The organism is Bradyrhizobium canariense, from assembly GCF_019402665.1.
In the GTDB taxonomy this organism is placed as follows: domain Bacteria; phylum Pseudomonadota; class Alphaproteobacteria; order Rhizobiales; family Xanthobacteraceae; genus Bradyrhizobium; species Bradyrhizobium canariense.
This window is the reverse complement of sequence record NZ_VSST01000039.1, coordinates 63,240-81,888: the sequence shown is the minus strand read 5'-3', so window position 1 is coordinate 81,888 and position 18,649 is coordinate 63,240. Positions and strand designations below refer to the sequence as shown.

General features: G+C 64.9%; 14 protein-coding genes. 9 read left to right on the top strand and 5 right to left on the bottom strand.

What is annotated here, in order from left to right; all coding sequences use genetic code 11:
• Complete coding sequence (locus FXB41_RS20950) at nucleotides 1-1,146, bottom strand: DUF898 family protein (protein ID WP_246649013.1); 1,146 nt, start codon at nucleotides 1,144-1,146, stop codon at nucleotides 1-3.
• A gap of 372 nt (nucleotides 1,147-1,518) precedes the next feature.
• Here FXB41_RS20950 and FXB41_RS20945 point away from each other — a divergent pair, with 372 nt between their 5' ends.
• Complete coding sequence (locus tag FXB41_RS20945) at nucleotides 1,519-2,784, top strand: cytochrome P450 (RefSeq protein ID WP_219683050.1); 1,266 nt, start codon at nucleotides 1,519-1,521, stop codon at nucleotides 2,782-2,784.
• Nucleotides 2,785-2,964: 180 nt separating this feature from the next.
• A complete protein-coding gene (locus FXB41_RS20940) occupies nucleotides 2,965-4,239 on the top strand; it encodes a cytochrome P450 (protein ID WP_219683049.1) in 1,275 nt (424 codons plus the stop codon).
• 239 nt (nucleotides 4,240-4,478) lie between these two features.
• Here the strand turns inward: FXB41_RS20940 and FXB41_RS20935 are convergent, their stop codons facing one another.
• Nucleotides 4,479-5,399, bottom strand: a complete 921-nt coding sequence (locus FXB41_RS20935; RefSeq protein WP_007596491.1) for a LysR substrate-binding domain-containing protein — start codon at nucleotides 5,397-5,399, stop codon at nucleotides 4,479-4,481.
• Between the two features lie 125 nt (nucleotides 5,400-5,524).
• Between FXB41_RS20935 and FXB41_RS20930 the strand changes: the two genes are divergently transcribed.
• From FXB41_RS20930 to mdlC, 4 genes are all read left to right on the top strand, one after another.
• The gene (locus tag FXB41_RS20930; RefSeq protein WP_219683048.1) at nucleotides 5,525-6,694 is read left to right on the top strand and encodes an acyl-CoA dehydrogenase family protein; all 1,170 of its coding nucleotides are present in this window, start codon (nucleotides 5,525-5,527) and stop codon (nucleotides 6,692-6,694) included.
• 10 nt (nucleotides 6,695-6,704) lie between these two features.
• Nucleotides 6,705-7,808 (top strand): CaiB/BaiF CoA transferase family protein, encoded by a 1,104-nt coding sequence (locus FXB41_RS20925; protein WP_219683047.1) that lies wholly within the window; start codon nucleotides 6,705-6,707, stop codon nucleotides 7,806-7,808.
• A 15-nt stretch (nucleotides 7,809-7,823) separates the two neighbouring features.
• Nucleotides 7,824-8,672 carry an HTD2 family dehydratase gene (locus FXB41_RS20920; RefSeq protein WP_219683046.1) on the top strand — a complete coding sequence of 283 codons (849 nt, stop codon included), beginning with the start codon at nucleotides 7,824-7,826 and terminating at the stop codon, nucleotides 8,670-8,672.
• 145 nt (nucleotides 8,673-8,817) lie between these two features.
• Complete coding sequence (mdlC, locus tag FXB41_RS20915; protein WP_219683045.1) at nucleotides 8,818-10,440, top strand: benzoylformate decarboxylase; 1,623 nt, start codon at nucleotides 8,818-8,820, stop codon at nucleotides 10,438-10,440.
• A 173-nt stretch (nucleotides 10,441-10,613) separates the two neighbouring features.
• Here mdlC and FXB41_RS20910 read toward each other — a convergent pair whose 3' ends face one another.
• Together FXB41_RS20910 and trhA are read right to left on the bottom strand one after the other, a co-directional pair.
• Nucleotides 10,614-11,408 carry an SDR family oxidoreductase gene (locus tag FXB41_RS20910; protein ID WP_219683044.1) on the bottom strand — a complete coding sequence of 265 codons (795 nt, stop codon included), beginning with the start codon at nucleotides 11,406-11,408 and terminating at the stop codon, nucleotides 10,614-10,616.
• Between the two features lie 56 nt (nucleotides 11,409-11,464).
• Nucleotides 11,465-12,160, bottom strand: coding sequence for a PAQR family membrane homeostasis protein TrhA (gene trhA / locus FXB41_RS20905; protein WP_219683043.1), 696 nt, complete (start codon nucleotides 12,158-12,160; stop codon nucleotides 11,465-11,467).
• A 184-nt stretch (nucleotides 12,161-12,344) separates the two neighbouring features.
• Between trhA and FXB41_RS20900 the strand changes: the two genes are divergently transcribed.
• Both FXB41_RS20900 and FXB41_RS20895 read left to right on the top strand, forming a co-directional pair.
• Nucleotides 12,345-13,814, top strand: a complete 1,470-nt coding sequence (locus FXB41_RS20900) for a YcjX family GTP-binding protein (RefSeq protein WP_219683042.1) — start codon at nucleotides 12,345-12,347, stop codon at nucleotides 13,812-13,814.
• Nucleotides 13,811-14,839 carry a YcjF family protein gene (locus FXB41_RS20895; RefSeq protein ID WP_007596507.1) on the top strand — a complete coding sequence of 343 codons (1,029 nt, stop codon included), beginning with the start codon at nucleotides 13,811-13,813 and terminating at the stop codon, nucleotides 14,837-14,839. The genes FXB41_RS20900 and FXB41_RS20895 overlap by 4 nt, the downstream gene beginning before the upstream one ends.
• Here FXB41_RS20895 and FXB41_RS20890 read toward each other — a convergent pair.
• The gene (locus FXB41_RS20890; RefSeq protein ID WP_219683087.1) at nucleotides 14,748-16,376 is read right to left on the bottom strand and encodes a glycosyltransferase family 39 protein; all 1,629 of its coding nucleotides are present in this window, start codon (nucleotides 16,374-16,376) and stop codon (nucleotides 14,748-14,750) included. The genes FXB41_RS20895 and FXB41_RS20890 overlap by 92 nt on opposite strands.
• Before the next feature lie 334 nt (nucleotides 16,377-16,710).
• On the opposite strand from FXB41_RS20890, the gene FXB41_RS20885 reads away from it, so the two are divergent.
• On the top strand, nucleotides 16,711-18,444 hold the full coding sequence (locus FXB41_RS20885; RefSeq protein ID WP_219683041.1) for an adenylate/guanylate cyclase domain-containing protein: 1,734 nt from the start codon (nucleotides 16,711-16,713) through the stop codon (nucleotides 18,442-18,444).
• Nucleotides 18,445-18,649 lie beyond the last annotated feature (205 nt).

Genomic DNA, 18,649 nt, shown 5'->3' with positions numbered 1-18,649 from the left:
TCAGAATCCCGCGACATCGAGTCCATCGGCAAAGCCTTCGCCGAGCGCACTGGCAAGCTCGGCGCTGCCGCGCACGTCCGCGGCGGCGGCGATGTTGTGCACATCGACCGTTTCCAGCACCTTGGCCCAGAGATCGCGCTGGAGATAGACCCGCATGACGATGTTGAGGGCCAGAGCGAGTGCGAGGTAGCCGACGACCATCATCACCAGTGTCGGGATGCTCTTGGCCGCATTGCCGGGCCCCAACGCCTGCTCGACCGAAAGACCGCTCAGCTTGACGACGAGCATGGTGGCTCCGCCGACATAAGCGGCGAAGATGACCGAGAGCAGCATCCACCAGCCGATCACCTTCCAGTACAGGCCGTGAAATGCGTTGTGCGGAAGTTGCGAGGACACGCTGACATCGCCGATGCGGATACCGTCGAGCCACCAGCGCCACTCGCGCGCCTTGAACTCGGCATAGACGAACGGCGCGAGCGGAAAGATCACCATTGCGATCGGGCTCAAGAGCCACAGCCACCAGCCGCGCTTGAAGAACGTCCAGCCGTCGGCTTGGAAATCGCCGCGCAAATCGCCGTAATGGGTGTGCCGCATCTTGTAGCGTTCGAGCGAGGCCTCGCGCCACGGCAATGCGAGCCCAAGCGTCAGAAACACCAGCAAGCCCCACAGCATGGCGCGGAACGAATAGGCCCAGCCCGATCCATCCATCCAGAATCGCACGCCGCGCCAGACCGTCCGCGTCAGGCGATAGCGCCGCGCGCGAAAGATCGCGAACTGGCCGAAAGCGTAGAAGCTGATGAACAGCGGCGTCGAGGCAAAGCCCTGCCAGCGCTCGAACTCGATGCCGACAAGGAAGTAAGCGAGGTAGATCGGCACCAGGATCGCGAGCGCGAACAGGAAGCCGACCAAGAGCTCCTTGGCCCGCCCGGTATATTCGGCGGCGTCGCCGTCGACCGCGGTGTTCGCCCACAGATGACGACGGATGTCGGTGACGAGCCAGAACCGGTAGAAGCCGAAGGTGACGAGCTCGAGCAGGGCACCCTTGGTAACCAATTTGCGAAACTCGGTGCGGTTGCCGGTGAAATCGACCCCCGTGGGCGGCAGCGGCGGGGGTAAGGGTTCGGAGCCGATGGGCGTCCATTGCATATCGTTCACGGCGGCAACCTCGGGGTGCGGACCTGGTTCGTTCAAACTATAGATCAGAGATTAGTCGATCCCCAAGATGGGCGGGTTCGATTTGGCTCGATTCCGGTCGATTTCTGACGCATTTCCACGGCCGAGGGCGTGCGCGAGATCACGTTCGCGAATGTCCGGTAGCCCGGATGGAGCGAAGCGCAATCCGGGACGGTGGCAGTGGGGGCCCGAATCCCGGATTTCGCTTCGCTCCATCCGGGCTACTTCACACCCATGTGGCAAAACTCGCCCTTGCTCCGGCGCAGACAACCGGCTGTAATTGCAAATCAAATACCGCAGCGCAGAATTCAACGAGAACGCGCGGTTATGTCAGGGAGAGCGGTCATGCATGGGACCATCGAAAGCGCGGCGAAGCTCGACGCGTTGCGCGCACGCGCAACGTCACTGCCGCTGGAGCAGTTCGATCCGGGCGACCCCGAGCTGTTCAGGACCGATACGTTCTGGCCCTATTTCGATCGCCTGCGCCGCGAAGATCCCGTGCACTATTGCAAGGACTCGATGTTCGGGCCGTATTGGTCGGTGACGCGCTACAACGACATCATGGAGATCGAGACCAATCATTCGGTATTCTCCTCGGCCTCCTCGCTCGGCGGCATCACCATCCGCGACATCGATCCGGAACTGCGTCGCGAGAGCTTCATCTCGATGGACCCGCCGCGCCACGCGGCGCAGCGCAAGACCGTGGCGCCGATGTTCACGCCGACGCATCTGGACAATCTCGCGCTCAGCATCCGCAAGCGCTCGGCCGAGTGCCTGGACAATCTGCCGCGCGGCGAGGTGTTCGACTGGGTCGACCGCGTCTCGATCGAGCTCACCACGCAGATGCTCGCGGTGCTGTTCGACTTCCCCTGGGAGGACCGCCGCAAGCTGACGCGCTGGTCGGACATCGCGACCACCATTCCCGGACCCGACGGCCTCGTCGCCACCGAAGACGAGCGTCAGGCCGAGCTCACCGAATGCGCCGGCTATTTCGCGCGGCTGTGGAAGGAGCGCATCGAGCAGCCGCCGAAGAGCGACCTGTTGTCGATGATGGCGCATGGCGCCGCGACGCGCGACATGGACGCGAAAAACTTCCTCGGCAATCTCATCCTTCTGATCGTCGGCGGCAACGACACCACCCGCAACACCATGTCCGGCTCGCTCGACGCGCTGAGCCAGCATCCCGAGCAATATCGCAAGCTGCGCGAAAACCCCGCGCTGCTCGACAGCTTCGTGCCGGAAGTGATCCGCTGGCAGACGCCGCTGGCTCATATGCGGCGCACCGCGCTTGCGGACTTCGAGTTCCGGGGCAAGCAGATCAAGAAAGGTGACAAGGTCGTGATGTGGTATGTCTCGGGCAACCGCGACGCCGACGCGATCGAAAAGCCCTACGAATTCATCATTGACCGCGCACGGCCGCGCACGCATCTCTCGTTCGGCTTCGGCATCCACCGCTGCGTCGGCTTGCGGCTTGCCGAACTCCAGCTCAAGATTATCTGGGAAGAGATCCTCAAGCGATTCGACCATATCGAGGTGGTCGGCGAACCCAAGCGGGTCTATTCGAGTTTCGTGAAGGGTCTCGAAACCTTGCCGGTGAAGATCGCGGCGTGAGATTACTCCCTCTCCCCGTTCTACGGGGAGAGGGTCGGGGTGAGGGGGCTCTATCCGCGAAAAAAGTAGCCGCCGACTCGCGGAGAGTCCCCCTCACCCGGAATCCGCGCGGTGCGCGAATTCCGGCCTCTCCCCGCAAGCGGGGAGAGGCGAAGAAAGAGAAACACTGGAGCTACGACCATGAACATCCAAGCGCCGGTTCAAGTGGACAAGGCCGAACGCATGCGCAGGGCCCGCGAGGAGGCCTATGCGACGCCGCTGGCGCAGTTCCACCCGGGCGCGCCCAGGCTGTTCCAGGATGACACCCTGTGGCCGTGGTTCGAGCGGCTGCGCAAGGAAGAGCCGGTGCATTACTGCACCAACGCGCCGATCGAGCCGTATTGGTCGGTGGTGAAGTACAACGACATCATGCATGTCGACACCAACCACGGCCTGTTCTCCTCTGACTCGACGCTCGGCGGCATCGGCATCCGCGACGTGCCGGAAGGTTATGACTGGCCGAGCTTCATCGCCATGGACCAGCCGCGTCATTCGTCGCAGCGCAAGACGGTGTCGCCGATGTTCACGCCGACTCATCTGGACGAACTGGCGAAACTGATCCGCCAGCGCTCGCAGACCGTGCTCGACAATCTGCCGCGCAACGAGACCTTCAATTTCGTCGAGCGCGTCTCGATCGAGCTGACGACGCAGATGCTGGCCACCCTGTTCGACTTCCCCTGGGAAGAACGGCGCAAGCTGACGCGCTGGTCAGATGTCGCGACCGCGCTACCCAAGAGCGGCATTGTTGCCTCGGCCGAAGAGCGCCGCCGCGAGATGGACGAATGCTACGCCTACATGTCCAAGCTCTGGAACGAGCGCGTCAACTCCGCGCCGCGCAACGATTTGCTGTCGCTGATGGCGCACAACGACGCCACGCGGTTCATGGATCCCGACAATCTCATGGGCAACATCATCCTGCTCATCGTCGGCGGCAACGACACCACGCGCAACACCATGACCGGCTCGGTGCTGGCATTGAACGAGAACCCGGAGCAGTACGACAGGCTGCGCGCCAACCCGGAACTGATCGATTCCATGGTGCCCGAAGTGATCCGCTGGCAGACCCCGCTCGCGCATATGCGGCGCACCGCACTGCAGGACACTGAAGTTGGCGGCAGACACATCAAGAAGGGCGACCGCGTCGTGATGTGGTACGTCTCCGGCAACCGCGACGAGGAGATGTTCGAGAGGCCGAACGAATTCATCATCGACCGCCCGCGGCCGCGCACCCACCTCTCCTTCGGCTTCGGCATCCACCGCTGCGTCGGCATGCGCCTCGCCGAGCTCCAGCTCAAGATCGTCTGGGAAGAGATGCTGAAGCGTTTCGACCGCATCGAGGTGGTCGGCGAGCCCAAGCGGATCTATTCGAGCTTCATCAAGGGATACGAGTCGCTGCCGGTGAGGATTCCGGGGTAGGCTTCACTGTCCGTCATTGCGGCGCCTTCAACTCTATCCCCTCACCCTGAGGAGCCTGCAAAGCAGGCGTCTCGAAGGGCGAGGCCGAGAGCAGGGCCTGCATCCTTCGAGACGCGCGAAGACGCGCTCCTCAGGATGAGGATAAGCGCCTTCGCGCGGATATAAAATTCCGGCATGACAGCTCGCACAACATGCGATGGGTCGCATACGGCCTTCTGTCCTAAACCGCACCGGCACATCTAACTCAATTTGATGTCCCACACGCCGTCCTTGCGGCAGGCGGCGACCTCCTCGCGCAGGAGGGCGGTGACGGCAACCGAGGCCGTCGAGACCGGACGATCGATCGGAGAGGCGAATATGAGCTCGCGCGTCATCGGCTTCGAGACGACGGCCGTTTCCAGCCGCCCGTCCGCGACCTCGGCGTGGACCGACGAGGGCGGCAGCAGCGCGAAGCCGAGGCCTTCCTCGACGAGGCTCGTGAGCACGCGGAATGAATCCGCCTCGAGCTGGACGTTGAGCTTGATCTTGCGTTGCGCCGCCGCGTGCTCGATCAGCGCACGGAGACCGTGGGAATGACTGGGCAGCACCAGCCGTTGCCGCAGCAGCCAGCCGATATCGACGCTCTTCTTGCGCGCGAGGCCACAACCGCGCGGACCCACCGCGACGATGTTGTCGCGCCCCAAGCTCTCGACGTTGAGATGCAGATCGGCGGAGCGGCCGTAGAGGATGGCGAGATCCATCTCGCCGCGATGCAGCCATTCGACCAGATGGCCGCTGTAGCTCTCGACGATGCGCAGCGAAATGCCCGGGAATTTTTCGACGCAGCGCCGCGCGAAGCGCGCCGACAGCACGCAGCTCACGGTCGGGACCAGGCCGAGCACGACCTGGCCGGACGGCGGCCCCTTGGACGACTGGATATCGTCGCGGATCTGGTCGATCTGCCGCACGATGCCCGAGGTGCGCGCCAGCAACAGGCGGCCGGCATCCGTGAGCACCATGCCGCGGCCGTTGCGGGTGAACAATTCGGTGCGCAGCTCGTGTTCCAGGAGCTTGATCTGCCTGGAGAGCGCCGGCTGCGCCACACGCAACGTGTCGGACGCCTTGGAGAGGCTGCCGAGCTCCGCCACGCAACTGAAGGTCCTGAGCTGACGGAAATCCATGCTTGCCAATCCTGGAAGGCTACTCCATACGCTATAGCAAATGAGCATAGGGGGCTGGCATTGTTTTCACAACGCCAGAGGATCGGCCGGCGTTATCCTAACTGCCGCACATACGGGAAAACCCCATGAGTGAAGAACACCACACCGAAGATCACGCCGACATCCGCGAAGCCGTCGCAAAGCTCTGCTCGCAGTTTCCCGGCGAATACTGGCGCAAGCTCGACCGCGAGATGGCCTACCCCAAGGCCTTCGTCGACGCGCTGACCGAGGCCGGTTATCTCTCGGTGCTGATCCCCGAGGAATATGGCGGCGCGGGCTTGAAGCTTTCAGCGGCCGCCGCGATCCTCGAAGAGATCCAGCGCGCGGGCTGCAACGGCGGCGGCTGCCACGCCCAGATGTACACGATGGGCACCGTGCTGCGGCACGGCAATGACGAGCAGAAGGCAAAATATCTGCCGAAGGTCGCGAGCGGTGAATTGCGCCTGCAGGCCTTCGGCGTCACCGAGCCGACCAGCGGCACCGACACTACCTCGCTGAAGACTTTTGCGCGCAAGGACGGCAATGCCGGCTACATCGTCAACGGCCAGAAAATCTGGACCAGCCGCGCCGAACATTCGGACCTGATGCTCCTGCTGGCGCGGACCACGCCGAAGGACCAGGTCAAGAAGCGCACCGATGGCCTTTCGGTGTTCATCGTCGACATGCGCGAGGCCAAGAACAAGGGCCTCGAGATCCGCCCGATCCGCACCATGATGAACCACGCCACCACCGAAGTGTTCTTCACCGACATGAAGGTGCCGGCGGAGAATCTGATCGGCGAGGAGGGCAAGGGCTTTCGCTACATCCTCTCCGGCATGAATGCCGAGCGCATTTTGATCGCGGCCGAATGCGTCGGCGATGCCAAATGGTTCATCGCCAAGGCCACCAACTACGCCAAGGAGCGCAGCGTTTTCGGCCGGCCGATTGGCCAGAACCAAGGCATCCAGTTTCCGATCGCCAAGGCCTACGCCGCGATGCGCGCGGCCGAACTGATGGTGAAGGAAGCGACGCGCAAATACGAAGCCGGGCTCGACTGCGGCGCGGAGGCCAACATGGCAAAAATGCTCGCGGCCGATGCGTCCTGGGAAGCGGCCAACGCCTGCGTCCAGACCCATGGCGGCTTCGGATTTGCCGAGGAGTACGACGTCGAGCGCAAATTCCGCGAGACGCGGCTCTATCAGGTGGCGCCGATCTCGACCAACCTCGTGCTGTCCTTCATCGCCGAGCACGTCCTCGGCATGCCCCGCTCGTACTGAGGCAGCCATCATGGGAGCACTTGACGGGATCAGGGTGATTGCGGTCGAGCAGGCGGTGGCGGCGCCGTTCTGCTCGTCGCGGCTGGCGGATGCCGGCGCGGAAGTCATCAAGATCGAGCGGCCGGAAGGCGATTTCGCCCGCGGCTATGACGCGGCGGCCAAGGGGCAGAGCAGCTACTTTGTGTGGCTCAACCGCGGCAAGCAATCGGCCGTGGTCGATCTCGCCACCAAGGAAGGCTGCGCCGAACTGGAAAGACTGATCGCCAGCGCCGACGTGCTGATCCAGAACCTCAAGCCCGGCTCGATGGACAAGCTCGGCTTTTCGCGCGAGCGGCTGCTGAAGGATTATCCCAAACTGATCTCGTGCACGATCACCGGCTACGGCGACGACGGTCCCTACGCGCACCGCAAGGCCTATGATCTGCTGATCCAGGCCGAGAGCGGCCTTGCCTCGATCACAGGCAATCCCGACGGTGCCTCACGGGTCGGCATGTCGATCGTCGACGTCGCGACCGGCGCCACTGCGCATGCGGCAATCCTGGAGGCGCTGATCGGGCGCGGACGCACCGGCAAGGGCGCCGACATCCGCATCTCCATGTTCGACGTGATGGCGGACTGGTGCACCGTGCCGCTGCTCAACTCCGAAGCCGGCAATCCGCCCAAGCGCATGGGGCTCCGCCATCCCTCGATCGCGCCCTATGGCGTGTTCACGTCCAGTGACGGCAAGGACATTCTGATCTCGATCCAGAGCGAGCGCGAGTGGAAGACGCTTTGCGCAAAAGTGCTGGAGCAGCCGGATCTGCCCGCCGATCCGCGCGTGGCCAACATGGTCGAGCGCGTGCGCAACCGCGACTTCACCGACAAGACGGTCGCGGATGCCTTCGGCAAGATGACACGCGACGAGCTGCTGAGGCGGCTCTCCGATGCCGATATCGCCTTTGCCGAGGTCAACACCATGGCCGACCTCACCAATCATCCGCATCTGCGCCGCATCGAGGTCGACACGCCGCAGGGGCCTGTCAGCTATCCCGCGCCGGCGCCGATCATTGTCGGCGAGACGCGCAGCTATGGTGCGGTGCCGGGGATCGGCGAAAATCCCCAATCCAGGAAATAACAAGAGCGAGGCGTCATGACCGAGAAGCTCGACATCGATCATTTGCGGCAGTGGATCGGCCGCAGCGAAGAGGCCACCGACACCGTCACCGCGCAGCTCGTCAAGGGTCTGCGCGCGACGCTGTTCCAGGAGGTCGGCGCGCCCAAGCCGGGCGACGCGGCGCCGTTCACGGTGCATTGGTGCCTGGCGCAGCCGGTGTTTCCGATGTCGATGCTCGGGCCCGACGGCCACCCCACCCGCGGCGGCTTCCTGCCGCCGGTGCCGCTGCCGCGCCGGATGTGGGCCGGCGGCGAGATCGAATTTTTGCAGCCGCTGCGCGTCGGCGACGAATCGACGCGGACATCGCGCATTGCGGACGTGCAGGTGAAATCAGGCTCGACCGGCACGTTGTGCTTCGTCTCGGTCGAGCACAGCATCTCCTCGCCGCGCGGCATCGCCATCCGCGAGCGGCAGGACATCGTTTATCGCGAGATGACGACGACGTACGCGACGGCAAAGGCCCCGCCTCCGCCGCCCAAGGCGCAGCATCGCGAGACGCATGTGTCGGATCCCGTGCTGCTGTTTCGGTATTCCGCGCTGACCTTCAACGGCCACCGCATCCATTACGACCGCGACTACGTGACCAAGGTCGAGGGCTATCCGGGCCTGATCTTCCATGGGCCGTTGCAGGCCACGTTCATCATCGAGATGGCCGCGAAGCTGCGCGGCGGCAAGCCGCCGAAGAAGTTTACCTATCGCGGGGTGCAGCCGCTGTTCGAGGGCAGCGAGTTCTCCATCAACGCCAATGAGACCGAGGCGGGCATGGAGCTGTGGACGGCAAACGCGGAGGGGCAGCCGACGATGAAGGGGACCGCGGTGTGGTGATACACTGCTGCTTCCTCCTCGTCATTGCGAGCGTAGCGAAGCAATCCAGAGTCCCTCGGCGGTAACAGTCTGGATTGCTTCGTCGCAAGGGCTCCTCGCAATGACGGTGGGGCTGATAGCCGATAAACATCAGGGAACGGAAACCATGTCCAAAAACGGCAAGAGCGGCAGCAAATCCGTCACCGTCAAGCAGGCGACACTCGAGCTGCTGCGCTCCTTCGGCATCAGACGCGTCTTCGGCAACCCCGGCTCGACCGAGCTGCCGTTCCTGAGCGACTGGCCCGACGACATCGACTATGTGCTGGCGCTTCAGGAGGCCTCCGCGGTCGGCATGGCCGATGGCTATGCGCAGGCGACGCGCAATGCCGGCTTCGTCAATCTGCATTCGGCCGCCGGCGTCGGCAACGCTCTCGGCAACATCTATACCGCGCATCGCAACCAGACGCCGCTGGTGATCACCGCGGGCCAGCAGGCGCGCTCGATCCTCCCGTTGCAGGCGTTCCTTTATGCGGAGCGTGCGTCCGAATTCCCGCGGCCTTATGTGAAGTACAGCGTGGAGCCGGCGCGGCCCGAGGACGTGCCGGCCGCGATCGCGCGCGCCTATTACACCGCGATGCAGCCGCCATGCGGGCCCACCTTCGTATCGATCCCGGTCGACGACTGGGCGCATGCCGCAGCTCCCATCGAAGCCCGCAAGGTCAGCCGCGAGATAGCGCCCGAGGCTGACGCGATGAAGGCGCTGGTCACCGCGCTCGGTTCGGCCAAGCACCCTGCCCTCGTCGTCGGCCCCGGCGTCGATCGCGCGGGCGCGGTCGATTTGATGGTGCGCGTCGCCGAGAAGGCCAGGGCCAGCGTCTGGGTCAGCCCGTTTTCGGCGCGCTGCTCGTTCCCGGAACGCCATCCCCAGTTCGCGGGCTTCCTGCATGCCTCGCCGGCGCAATTGTCGGACGCCCTGCGCGAGCACGATCTCGTCGTCGTGATCGGCGCGCCGGTGTTCACCTTCCATGTCGAAGGCCACGCCGCGATCTTCGACGGCGGCGCGACGATCTTCCAGATCACGGACGACCCGGATGCCGCAGCGGTGACGCCGGTCGGAACCAGCATCATCGCGACGATGAAGCCGGCGCTCACAATGCTGCTCGACCTCCTGCCGGAGAGCCAGCGAGCCGCACCGAAGGGGCGAACGCTGCCACCGGCCCCGCAGGCCGCCGATCCGCTGCCGGTCGAATTCCTGCTGCATTCGCTGTCGCAGGCGATGCCGGAGGGCGCGTCGCTGGTCGAGGAAATCCCCTCGCACCGGCCGGCGATGCAAAAGTTCATGCCGATGCGCGGCCAGGACAGTTTTTACACCATGGCCAGCGGCGGCCTCGGCTACTCGCTGCCGGCCGCGGTTGGCATGGCGCTCGGTAAACCAAAGAGCCGCACGGTGTGCCTGATCGGCGACGGCTCGGCGATGTATTCGATCCAGGCGCTGTGGACCGCCGCGCAGCGCAAGCTGCCGCTCACCATCGTCGTCATCAACAATTCCGGCTACGGCGCGATGCGCTCGTTCAGCCAGGTGATGCAGGTGAGGAACGTGCCGGGACTCGAACTGCCGGGGATCGATTTCGTCCGGCTCGCCGAGGGCCTGGGTTGCCATGCGGTGCGGGTGAGCAAGGCAGCCGAACTGGGCGAGGCGCTCAAGCGCGGAATGGCATTCGAAGGGACCAGCCTCGTGGAGGTCATCGTGGATTCGGCGGTGCCGGTGCTGTACGGGCAGAAGCATTAGCGGCGCACTACATTTCATGTGGTCGTCCTGGCGAAAGCCAGGACCCAATACCCCAGGGAGTAGTTTGGCCAAGACTTGTCGTTCGGTACTGCTACTACGGCAAGATCGGTAGACCTCGCGGTATGGGTCCTGGCTTTCGCCAGGACGACACCGAAATTGTGGGCCGGCCTTCCCTACCTCCCGAAATCTTCCCGCATCCTGGCCTGGATCTTGGCCATGCCGCCGATCCAGCGGTCGTAATTCTCGGTCTTCTTGCGCATGTAGCCGAGCACCTGCGGGTGCGGCAGGATCAAGAACGTCTCCTGCTCGAGGCCCGCGAGCACGTCCTCGGCGACCTGCTCGGGCGTGAGGTCGCCGTCGCCGGATTGTGGGCCCTTGGGGATCGAACGCAGCATGTTGGTGTCGACGCCCTGCGGGCAGAGGATCGAGACGCGGATGTTGTGCGCCTTGTGCGAGATCGCGAGATTTTCGGCAAAGCCGACCGCGGCGTGCTTGGTGGTGGAATAAGCCGGGCTGCCGACCTGCGACAGCAGGCCCGCTGCCGAGATCGTGTTGAGGAAATAGCCGCCGCCGCGCGCCTTCATGCGCGGGATCAGATGCCGCGCCGCATAGACATGCGCCATGACGTGGATCGCCCAGCTGCGCTGCCACGGCTCATCCGAGGCACCGCCGGCATTGACCGACATCGGGTCGAAACCGCCGCCGATGCCGGCATTGGAGCAGAACAATTCGATCGGGCCGAACTGCCGCTCGGTCTCCTCGATGACGTGGGCGATCTCTTTTTCCTGCGCGACGTCGCATCTGAAGGCCGCGCCATCAACGGTGGCCGCGACCGCCCGCGCGTTGTCCGCGTCCATGTCGGCGACGACGACCTTGGCCGCACCGGCCTTGTGAAACGCTTCGCACAGCGCCTTGCCGATGCCGTTGGCGCCGCCCGTGACGACCACGACCTTGCCGGTCACCTGCATGCGACGTCTCCTCTTGTCTTATAGCGTTTTGGCTTGTTCCGCTTGGCGGAGCTTGCTCAGCTCAACACGAGGTCGAGCACCGCGGTATAATGGCACGCCGCACCGGCCAAGACAAAGCCGTGCCAGATCGCATTCTGGAAGCGCAGCCGCCGCCAGGCATGGAAGATCACGCCGAAGCTGTAGAGCAGTCCGCCCGCAAGGATGAAGCCCAGCACCAGCGCGGGCAGCGCCTTGACCACGGAATCGTAGAGCATGATGCCGCTCCAGCCCATGGCGAGGTAGATGCCGACGGCGACGCGGTCGAACCGGCCGGGGTAGAGAAGTTTCAGCACGATGCCGAGGAGCGCCACGCACCAAACGCCGGCGAGCAGCACCAGCGCGAAGCCGCTGTCCTTCACCTCCAGGATGAACGGCGTGTAGGTCGCCGCGATCAGGAGGTAGATCGCCGAATGGTCGAATCGCCGCAACAGCCATTTGGCCGGCGAGATCGGCCACAGATTATAGGTCGCCGACAACACCAGCATCGAGAGCAGGCCGGCGACGTAGATCGAGACCCCGACGACGTCGGTTGCGTCGGCATAGAGCACCGTCAGTACCACCAGCACGGTCGCGGCGACGATGCCGCAGAGCACGCCGATCGCGTGGATCACGCCGTCGGCGATCAGCTCGGCGCGGTCGTAATGCCAGCCGATCGCGTCGGCGGCTGCGTGGACGGAGGAGGATGCGAGCTGTTTCAGTTGGAAGACGGTCATGGCAATCCGCAAAGTGAGACAATACCCTCTTGTATGGGTGTTTCGGGATCGGCGCGTCGTTCAAACGGCTGATTTGCCGACAAAGACGGTGGAAGTATGAAGCTTGATTTTCCTCAGGCAGTTGCCACTTTTGTGACTAGTCCTTTTTGCGTATCCGCCCCCGCCCGGGATTCCCAACGTTCATATGGCATTTAGTTTCCAGGATATGCTCGAGGAGGCGCGCCTGTCGGCTCGGGCGCTGATCGACTACGGCGAGCATTTCTTCAATCCGACGGTACGATTGGGGGTTACCGGCCTGTCGCGGGCCGGCAAGACCGTGTTCATCACCGCGCTGATCCACGGCCTCACCCGTGGCGGGCGGTTTCCGGTGTTCGAGGCCTATTCATCCGGGCGGATCGCCCGGGCGCATCTGGCGCCGCAGCCGGACGACGCGGTGCCGCGCTTTGCCTATGAGAGCCATCTGCGCGCGCTGATCGAGGAGCGGCGCTGGCCGAGCTCGACTGTCGACATCAGCGAACTCAGGCTCGTCATCGACTACCAGCGCCCGAACGGCGCCGACCGCACGCTGACGCTCGACATCGTCGACTATCCCGGCGAGTGGCTGCTCGATCTGCCGCTGCTTCAGAAGAGCTTTGAGCAATGGTCGGCCGAAAGCCTGGCGTTGTCGCGCGAGGCGCCGCGCGTCCATCTTGCCGCGGATTGGCACGCGCATCTCGCAACGCTCAAGCCCGAAGCGCGCGAGGATGAACAGGCGACGCTGACGGCCGCGAAGCTCTTCAGGGGCTATTTGCAAGGCTGCCGCGACGAGCGGTTTGCGATGAGCCTGCTGCCGCCCGGCCGCTTCCTGATGCCGGGCAATCTCGCCGACACACCGGCGCTGACCTTTGCGCCGCTCGACGTACCCGCGGGCGGCCAGGCGCCGGAGGGATCGCTGTGGGCCATGATGGTGCGGCGGTATGAGGCCTACAAGGACGTCGTGGTGCGGCCATTCTTCCGGGATCATTTTGCCCGGCTCGATCGCCAGATCGTGCTGGCCGATGCGCTCGCCGCGTTCAACGCCGGCCCCGAAGCGCTGCACGATCTCGAAGCCGCACTCGCGGGCATTCTCGACTGCTTCAACATCGGCCGCAGCACGTTCCTCAGCGGCCTGTTTCGGCCGCGGATCGACCGCGTGCTGTTCGCGGCGACCAAGGCGGATCACCTGCATCATTCCAGCCATGACCGGCTCGAGGCCGTGTTGCGCCGCGCCGTCACCCGCGCGGTTGCGCGCGCGGAAACTACCGGCGCGGAGATCGACGTCGTCGCACTCGCCGCCGTCCGCGCCACGCGCGAGGCGCAGGTCGCGCATGGCCGTGACAAATTGCCGTCGATCCTGGGAACGCCGGCCGCGGGCGAAAGCGCCGGCGGCGAGTTCTTCGACGGCAACACCGAGGTCGCGGCTTTTCCGGGCGATCTGCCGCTGGATCCCGAACCCCTGTTCAACGGCACCGACGCATTCCGCGGGCTCTCGACCGCGGCCGCCGGCAAGAGCGATTTTCGCTTTCTGCGTTTCCGTCCGCCAAAGCTCGAACGCGAGGGGGCCGACCAGCCGGCGCTGCCTCACATCCGCCTCGACCGTGCCTTGCAGTTCCTGATCGGAGACAAGTTGTCATGAACGACCGATCGAAGCCACGGCGGCCGGCGACGTTCCGGCTCGACGACCCCGGCGTCGTCGTCACCGAGGCCGACGAGACGACCCGGCTCGGCCGCACCACCATCCAGATCACGCCGGAGCCCGATCCGGCGAACTTGCCGGTGCCGATCGCATCGTCGCTTCCGGCGCGACGCGGCTTTCCCTGGGGCGCGCTGTTCTGGTCCGGCGTCGCCGGGCTGACTCTGCTCGGCGTCGGGCTCGGCGTCGTCCGTCTGATCGAGGATCTGTTTGCGCGCAGCGAAAGCCTCGGCTTTGTCGGACTGGCGCTTGCCTCCGTCACCGCCCTTGCGCTCGCGGTGGTGACCGGACGCGAGGCGTTCGGGCTGGCGCGGTTGGCAACGATCGAAAAGCTGCATCAGCGTGCAGCCGCTGTTCTTGCCAGCGACGACCGCAAGGAGAGCCGTATCATCGTGCAGGATCTGCTCAAGATCGCGCACCAGAACCCGCAGCTCGCGCGCGCCCGCGCCGCGCTGGAAAGCCATGCCGGCGAGATCATCGACGGCGCCGACATGATCCGGCTCGCCGAGCGCGAATTGATGTCGCCGCTGGACATTGAGGCGCGGCGGCTGGTGTCGTCAGCCGCGCAAAAGGTCTCGATCGTGACAGCGGTTTCGCCCCGCGCGCTGATCGACGTGTTGTTCGTGTTCGTGGCCTCGCTGAGATTGATCCGCCAGCTCGCTTTTCTCTACGGCGGCCGTCCCGGCGCACTCGGCATGATCCGCCTGCTCCGCCACGTCGTCGCCCATCTCGCCATCACCGGCGGCATGGCGGCGAGCGACAGCCTGGTGCAGCAGATGCTCGGCCACGGCATCGCGGCGAAGCTATCGCAGCGGCTGGGCGAAGGCATGCTGAATGGATTGCTGACGGCGCGGCTGGGCCTCGCCGCGATCGACGTCACACGGCCGCTGCCGTTCGCGGCACTGCCGCCGCCGAAGCTGTCGGATCTCGCGACGGATCTGCTGCGGAAGAAGGATGAGGAGGAGTAGCGTTCTGTTTGCCGTCCCACGCTTGCGGGGAGAAGAAAGCCAGCACGCGCCACTGGAACAGCGGCGAGTTCGTCGGCGGCGACAGCTCCGGCGTCCAGCCTGAGAGCTTCTCCAGCACGTAATTGTCCATCACGAGACCGCGCCAGCGGCGCTCGACCTGGCCGAGTTGCTCGCGCTTGGCCGGGATCGAATCCCACAGCGACGAGCGGTTGTCTGGCTCGCGCCCAACATAAATGCCGGCGTGGCCTCTGATCCGATCCATGCCGGGATCGCGAAAATCCTGGAAGCGGCCGCGCTCGTTGATTTCGATCACGGGCACACGGCCCCTGAACAGCCAGCGCATCATGGCATAGGTGCGGTAGTCCGTGGTGGCGATCCAGGTCGCGCCGGTCTCGTCCAATGCAGCCTGTGCGCGCGCGGCAACCTGCTCGTAGCCGGACTCGGCACCGATCGGATCGATCTTGCCGAGCAAATTCCAGGGCGCGGCGATGTAATAGAGGAACACGATCACGACGAAAGCGATGCCCGAGACCACGGCTGTGCTGGCCCAGAACTGCGCCGATCTGATCATCCGCGCCGATCTTCCTTCGCGCGACAGCATGGTGAGATTAATAGCGGCAGCGGCGAAACCGACCGGCCACATGAACATCGGCCAGGTGTCGCCGACGCGGAGGGTCAGGGATTTCGTCAGAAAATAAAGAAACGGCACCAGGACCGCGGTCGACAGCAGAATCGCGACCGGCTCGCGCGTGCGATAGCCGCGCCACGCCGTCAGCACCACTCCTGTCAGCACCACCGGCAGCATGACGAAGCCGACCAGTCCGAATTGCAGGCCGATGTAATCGCCGAGGGTGCGGAGCGAGATGCCATAGCTGGTGGTGGCGCGCACGCCCTGGAAGCGGATCGCGGCCCAGTCGTGCTGCACGTTCCAGATCAGGACGGGCGAGAACACTGCGATTGCGATCAGGACCGCGAGATACGGATAGGGGCTGCGCAGCCAGCGCCAGCGCCAATCCGGCACCAGCAGAAAGGCGGCAACCGCCGGCGCGAACATGATCACGGTGAATTTCGACAGCATCGCCAGCCCGGCGAACAGGCCGGCCGCAAGCCACCAGCGGCCGTCGCCGCCCTGCGCAAGCCGCACCAGGGACCACATCATCGCCACCGCAAACGGGATCATGGCGACATCGGGCGCGACCTTGGCCATCAGCAGGCCGTAATAAAGCGCGGCCTCCGGCATCAGCACCGCAAGCACGACGGCGCGCACGTCATGGGTGAGGCGACGGACGATATCGGCGAGCAGAAGCTGCGTCACCAGCATCGCGACGATACCGCCAAAGCGCACACCGAGCGTGGTGTCGCCGAAGATCGCGGTGCCGAACCGGATCAGCCAGGCGATACCGGGGGGATGATCGAGGAAGCTGAGCGCGGTCTCCTGCGACCAGGTCCAGTAATAGGCCTCGTCCGTGCGCAGCTCGATGGCCGAGGCGTAGACGATGCGCAGCAGCGTCATCGCCGCGATGATCGCCGCGGCCATGACGAGCGGCCGGCGCGCCGCGCCGGCGGGGGGCTTCGTGATGTCAGGAGCTGTCGTCACGGCGGCGCTTTTCGCCAACCTGGGAGGGGGAGTCAATGTTGGGGGTGGATCGGCCTGTTGCGCTGTCGCGATCCCAGCCCCGACGCGGAAACCGTAGGGTGGGCAAAGCGCAACGTGCCCACCATAAGTGCCGATTGGTGGGCACGGCGCCAAGGCGCCTTTGCCCACCCTACGATTTCGTCACCCTACCGCGGATGTGATCCCGCAAGCTGTCCACCCCCGGAATTAAACGCGGCGCTGGCTGTTCTCCTTCATGAACTGATACAACAGAATCATGGCCGCAACCGCATCCTCACGATTTTCCGAGCTTTCCCGCGCCGTCAGCTTGCGCCAGGTGCGGCTGGTTTGCGGCGTGATCCTGTTCGCCTATGTCATCAGCCATTTCCTCAACCATGCGCTCGGCAACATCTCGGTCGATGCCATGGAGATCGGGGTCTACTACCACACGCTGTTCTGGCAGTTCCTGCCGGTTGCGATCACGTTCTACACGGCGGCGCTCACGCATATGGGGCTCGGCATCTACGCGTTGTATCAGCGCCGGCAGTTCCGCTGGCGGACGGTCGAGCCGCTGCAGCTCGTGCTGGGCTTGAGCATCCCCGCGCTGGTCATGGCGCATGTGATCGGGGTGCGGCTCGGCCAGACGCTTTACGGACACCAAAAACTCTATCCGCAGGAACTCTATCTGTTCTTCGTCGCGTCGAACCGTATCTGGACCATGACGGTCCTGCTTCTCATCGCCTGGGTGCACGGCTGCATCGGCATCTATTTCTGGCTTCGCCTCAAACCGTTCTTCACGCGCGCGGCCCCCTATCTGCTCGCGGCTGCTGTGCTGATCCCGACGCTGTCGCTGCTGGGTGTCTACCAAGGTGGCCGCAGCGTCGAGGTCGAGGCCGACGACGGGGAATGGCGGACGCACAATCTCACGCGCAGCCAGGTCGGCACGACGGCCGAGGCAGCGACGCTCGACCGCATCACCGGTGGCCTCACCGCCGGTTATCTCGGACTGCTCGCTTTGGCGCTGCTGGCGCGCGGCGTGCGCGCCCTGCGCGAACGGCGCGGCGGCATGATCGCGCTGTCCTACGGCAACGGCAAGACAGTGCGGGTGCCAAAAGGCCTCTCCGTGCTGGAAGCGAGCCTGCGCCACAATGTGCCGCATGCCAGCGTCTGCGGCGGCCGCGCCCGCTGCTCGACCTGCCGCATCCGCATCATCGGCGATCATGGCGCCCTGCCCGAGCCGTCGCAGCGCGAGGCATTCGTGCTCACCCGTGTCGGCACCAGCGATCCCTCGATCAGGCTCGCCTGCCAGCTGCGGCCGACGTCGGATCTTTCCTTCTTCCAGCTCTTCACCGCGCATACCCTGTCGGCGAGCGCGCAGGCCTCGGCGCCCGCCAGAATCGGCCAGGAGCGCTATCTCGTCAGCCTGTTCGTGGACATGCGCGGCTCGACGCAGCTGGCCGAGAAGCGGCTGCCGTTCGACACCGTGTTCATCGTCAACCGCTTCCTCGGCGCCGTCTCGCAGGCCGTGATCGAGAATGGCGGCCAGCCGAACCAGTTCGTCGGCGACGGCATGCTGGCACTGTTCGGACTGAGCGCCGAGCCGCAAGAAGCCTGCCGGCAGGCGCTGAAGGCCGCCGCCGGCATTGCCACGCATATCGACGAGCTCAACGAGCTCCTGAGCCATGATCTGCGCCAGCCGATCCGCTTCGGCATCGGCATCCACGGCGGCGAAGTCATCATCGGCGACATCGGCTATCGCGATCACATCGTCTTCACAGCGCTGGGCGATGCCGTCAACGTCGCAGCCCGCCTCCAGGACATGACCAAGACGCTGGCCTGCGAAGCGATCGTCTCAGAGGAAGTCCGCCGCACCGCCGGCCTTGCCGACGATGCGCTGCCGCAGCAGGAGGTCGCGATCCGCGGCCGCGACGAACCCATGGCCGTGCGCGTCGTCGCGGACGCCAGGGAGCTGTCGGCGCTCGTTGACCACGGCGAACGCGTCGCGGCGTGAGGCAGCCACGAAGGCGGTGCTCTCCCTCTCCCGCTTGCGGGAGAGGGTTGGGGAGAGGGTGTCTCCGCACAGGGACAATCCCCAGAGGAGAGAACCCTCACCCGCGCCTTCGGCGCGACCTCTCCCGCAAGCGGGCGAGGTGCACCGAGCCTGCGTCGAGATCGAGTTATCCAACGAAAAACATCGCGGCGTAACACCGGCTTGC

What these genes read in the sequence shown, in the direction of transcription:
- FXB41_RS20950 (WP_246649013.1), bottom strand. Translation starts at nt 1,146, where the DNA reads ATGCAATGGACGCCCATCGGCTCCGAACCCTTACCCCCGCCGCTGCCG.
- FXB41_RS20945 (WP_219683050.1), top strand. Translation starts at nt 1,519, where the DNA reads ATGCATGGGACCATCGAAAGCGCGGCGAAGCTCGACGCGTTGCGCGCA.
- FXB41_RS20940 (WP_219683049.1), top strand. Translation starts at nt 2,965, where the DNA reads ATGAACATCCAAGCGCCGGTTCAAGTGGACAAGGCCGAACGCATGCGC.
- FXB41_RS20935 (WP_007596491.1), bottom strand. Translation starts at nt 5,399, where the DNA reads ATGGATTTCCGTCAGCTCAGGACCTTCAGTTGCGTGGCGGAGCTCGGC.
- FXB41_RS20930 (WP_219683048.1), top strand. Translation starts at nt 5,525, where the DNA reads ATGAGTGAAGAACACCACACCGAAGATCACGCCGACATCCGCGAAGCC.
- FXB41_RS20925 (WP_219683047.1), top strand. Translation starts at nt 6,705, where the DNA reads ATGGGAGCACTTGACGGGATCAGGGTGATTGCGGTCGAGCAGGCGGTG.
- FXB41_RS20920 (WP_219683046.1), top strand. Translation starts at nt 7,824, where the DNA reads ATGACCGAGAAGCTCGACATCGATCATTTGCGGCAGTGGATCGGCCGC.
- mdlC (WP_219683045.1), top strand. Translation starts at nt 8,818, where the DNA reads ATGTCCAAAAACGGCAAGAGCGGCAGCAAATCCGTCACCGTCAAGCAG.
- FXB41_RS20910 (WP_219683044.1), bottom strand. Translation starts at nt 11,408, where the DNA reads ATGCAGGTGACCGGCAAGGTCGTGGTCGTCACGGGCGGCGCCAACGGC.
- trhA (WP_219683043.1), bottom strand. Translation starts at nt 12,160, where the DNA reads ATGACCGTCTTCCAACTGAAACAGCTCGCATCCTCCTCCGTCCACGCA.
- FXB41_RS20900 (WP_219683042.1), top strand. Translation starts at nt 12,345, where the DNA reads ATGGCATTTAGTTTCCAGGATATGCTCGAGGAGGCGCGCCTGTCGGCT.
- FXB41_RS20895 (WP_007596507.1), top strand. Translation starts at nt 13,811, where the DNA reads ATGAACGACCGATCGAAGCCACGGCGGCCGGCGACGTTCCGGCTCGAC.
- FXB41_RS20890 (WP_219683087.1), bottom strand. Translation starts at nt 16,376, where the DNA reads ATGGCCGCGGCGATCATCGCGGCGATGACGCTGCTGCGCATCGTCTAC.
- FXB41_RS20885 (WP_219683041.1), top strand. Translation starts at nt 16,711, where the DNA reads ATGGCCGCAACCGCATCCTCACGATTTTCCGAGCTTTCCCGCGCCGTC.